General features: G+C 43.9%; 3 protein-coding genes, 1 pseudogene and 1 riboswitch. All 4 genes and pseudogenes read left to right on the top strand.

Annotation, left to right across the window (positions count from 1 at the left end; all coding sequences use genetic code 11):
• Positions 1–166 precede the first annotated feature (166 nt).
• Complete coding sequence (locus WAM07_RS15235) at positions 167–1006, top strand: SDR family oxidoreductase (RefSeq protein WP_422168189.1); 840 nt, start codon at positions 167–169, stop codon at positions 1004–1006.
• Positions 1007–1063: 57 nt separating this feature from the next.
• On the top strand, positions 1064–1813 hold the full coding sequence (locus tag WAM07_RS15230) for an alpha/beta hydrolase (protein WP_422168187.1): 750 nt from the start codon (positions 1064–1066) through the stop codon (positions 1811–1813).
• A gap of 90 nt (positions 1814–1903) precedes the next feature.
• Positions 1904–2002: riboswitch (TPP riboswitch) on the top strand.
• 81 nt (positions 2003–2083) lie between these two features.
• Positions 2084–2650 carry an energy-coupled thiamine transporter ThiT gene (gene thiT / locus WAM07_RS15225; protein WP_014642948.1) on the top strand — a complete coding sequence of 189 codons (567 nt, stop codon included), beginning with the start codon at positions 2084–2086 and terminating at the stop codon, positions 2648–2650.
• A 127-nt stretch (positions 2651–2777) separates the two neighbouring features.
• Positions 2778–3148: pseudogene (locus WAM07_RS15220) on the top strand (phospholipase); the annotation flags it as partial.

Below are 3148 nucleotides of genomic sequence, written 5' to 3'. Positions count from 1 at the left end.
CACCTAGTCCCTTCTCCACCCAAGATCTCGAAACTGAGTCTTACAGTAACCGGCTCTTTAGCTGAATAAGTTATCAAATTAGCAAATACTTAACGGGGTTATGAAAAGAAGGGGAACATGTTGGCTTTATAGAAATTCTAAGAGACGCTGATTAGGAGGCGATTGGATGGAAAAAACAGTTTTAATAACGGGAGCTTCAAGCGGTTTTGGTTTTCAAACAGCCGTAAAGTGCGCAGAGCGAGGATTTCACGTGATCGCAACTATGAGAAATATGGATAAAGCTAAGGCATTTTTTTCAGGAGACATAGATGAAGACATCACTCGCCGCATTGAAGTCTGGCCGCTTGACGTGAGCGATTCTTTTTCATTGTTTGATTTCGAGAACCGGGTGCAGCAAACAGAACGAATTGATATATTAGTCAACAATGCCGGATACGCTTTAGGTGGATTTGTTGAGCAAGTTCCTATAGAAGCGTACCGACGTCAATTTGAAACGAATCTCTTTGGTGTCATTCGTGTAACGCAAGCCGTTCTCCCGGTGATGAGGCGGCAGCGAAGCGGAAAGATTATGAATGTCAGCAGTGTGAGTGGTTTAATAGGCTTTCCGGGATTATCAGCCTACGTTGCTTCCAAGCATGCACTTGAAGGATTTTCCGAGAGTCTGAGGCTCGAGATGAAACCATTTGGCATTGATGTGGCTCTGATTGAGCCAGGGTCCTATCAGACGAATATCTGGTCCTCCGGGATGGAGCTTCCTGAGGAGGCCCACAATCCCGATTCCCCTTACGCCGATTACATGAAAGAGCTCTGGAAAGCCATGCAGGAGGGAAGACGGAGCGACCCTGGTGATGTGTCCCGGCTCATGACCAGGCTTGCCGGCAAAGACCACTTATCCAGACTGAGATACCCGATCGGCCCCGGTGTCAGGTTCACTATTATCCTGAAAAGGGTGCTGCCCTGGGCATGGCTTGAAAAGCTGATTCTGAGCCAAATACGATCCTCCTAGTTTCGTAATCCAAAATCTGGGTAACAGTACTGAATGAAATGAAAGGGGAGATTGGGCATGACAGAACCCATCGTATTAAAAGGAGCTGAGGAGATTCGCTTTGAAGGGAATGAAGTAGGAATTCTCATTTCTCACGGATTTACCGGCACGACTCAAAGCATGAGGCCTCTGGCGGAAGCTTATGCAAAAGAAGGATACACCGTTTGTGCTCCGCGATTAAAAGGTCACGGAACAACACCGGAAGATATGGAAACCACCTCTTATGAGGACTGGATCAAGTCAGTGGAAGATGGCTATCATTGGCTGAAAAATCGTTGCGACATGATTTTTGTGGTTGGTTTATCCATGGGTGGTACTTTAGCTCTTCATATTGCAAAGAAATTCCCAGACATAAAAGGTGTCATTCCTATTAATGCGGCTATTAAAATTCCAGCAATGGAAGGAACGGTCGCTATGGAAGAGCGTTTTATAGATGCGATTGGCTCCGATATTAAAAATCCGGAAGTGGAAGAGCTGGCTTATGAGAGAACGCCTGTACGTTCAGTCAATCAGCTGCTTACCTTAATGACCCAGGTGGAAGAAGGGATGTCAGATATACATTGTCCGATTCTAATTTTTGTATCGGATGAAGATCATGTGGTTCCGCCTCATAATTCAGAGATGATCTTTGATTCCGTTTTTTCTGAACATAAAGAAATTGTCCATTTAGAAAACAGCTACCATGTGGCTACGCTCGATCATGATCAGGACTTAATTATTGAGCGAAGTCTGGAATTCTTTGAGATGTACGCCAAGACAATGGGGTAACCATCAGATCTCCATTCGGTAAAAGAGAGATTAGTTGAAGATTTAACGGAAAACTACTATAATATGGAATATCAAGAAAAGTAACGGTATAAAGCCTTCAAGGGGAGCCCTCCGGCTGAGAGTGAACGATGTTCTGACCCTTCGAACCTGTCAGTTAATACTGGCGCAGGGATGGCGGCTTTTTTGATGGTGCAATGCAGTCGGGAATCCTCCATCAGGAAGCTTCCCTTTGGCATTGCTTTTTTTGTGTCTTTAAAAGGAGAGGATACAATGCAAAATAGACGAGTATTATTTATGGTAGAGGTGGCGATTTTCTCAGCCCTTGCCATCTTGCTGGATATTATTCCGTTTCTATCCTTTAAACTGTGGGCTCAGGGCGGATCGATATCATTTGCCATGGTTCCGGTCTTTATTATGGCTTTCCGCTGGGGTGTGAGAGGCGGAGTGTTAACCGGATTGTTACTGGGATTCTATCAGATCCTGACCGGGGCCATCATTATCACTCCTATGCAAACCGTGATCGACTACATTCTGGCTTTTGCGGTCATTGGTCTTGCAGGAGTGGTAGCGAAACCACTGTGGAATTCGATTAAAGAAGATCATAAAAAGTCGTTAGTCATGTGGATAGCTATCGGCTGTCTTATTGGCAGTTCTCTTAGGTTTATCGGTCACTTCATTGCCGGTATTATATTTTACGGGAAATTTGCACCAGAAGGTCAGCCTGTTTGGTTATATTCTCTGCTCTACAATGGCGGCTATATGCTCCCTGCCTTTATCCTGAGTGCCCTGGTTGTCAGCCTGCTCTTTGTGAAGCGTCCCAAGTTAATCGTAAGATAAATAAAACCCTGACTAGAGTCCCTCTTTCTAGTCAGGGCTTTTTAGGTGGATACACCTATTATTTACCAGGTTTGAGCCGAAAGGATTAGGGCTAAACTGTAAAGTATTTAAAAAGGGGGGTAGTATCGTGAAGAAACTAAAGAACTTACATAAAAGCAAGGTCTTTTGGATTATATTGGCATTTATAGTTATTCTTTCAATCACCATTGGTTATCATACATCCTGGAAAGCACTTCCTGAAGGTGTGTCTTATGAGGGGGACGTTCATTCCATGGATGATATTGAGTTTTTTTACGATCTGACTTATGAGAATGAATCAGGGGAAACCGTGCACGACAGGCAGATTTTTCAGGAGTTAAATAACACGATTGCGGAAGCGGAAGACTTTATTGTTGCAGACATGTTTTTATTTAATGGTTACACGAATGGAGAGAAAAATTTTCCTGCTATTTCAGAGAATCTGGTCAACGCAATTGTCCGTCAGAAAGAAGAAGTTCC

It is taken from the genome of Halobacillus sp. (assembly GCF_049282395.1).
Lineage (GTDB): Bacteria > Bacillota > Bacilli > Bacillales > Halobacillaceae > Halobacillus.
The sequence above is the reverse complement of the archived record's forward strand: the minus strand, read 5'-3'. Positions and strand labels throughout refer to the sequence as shown.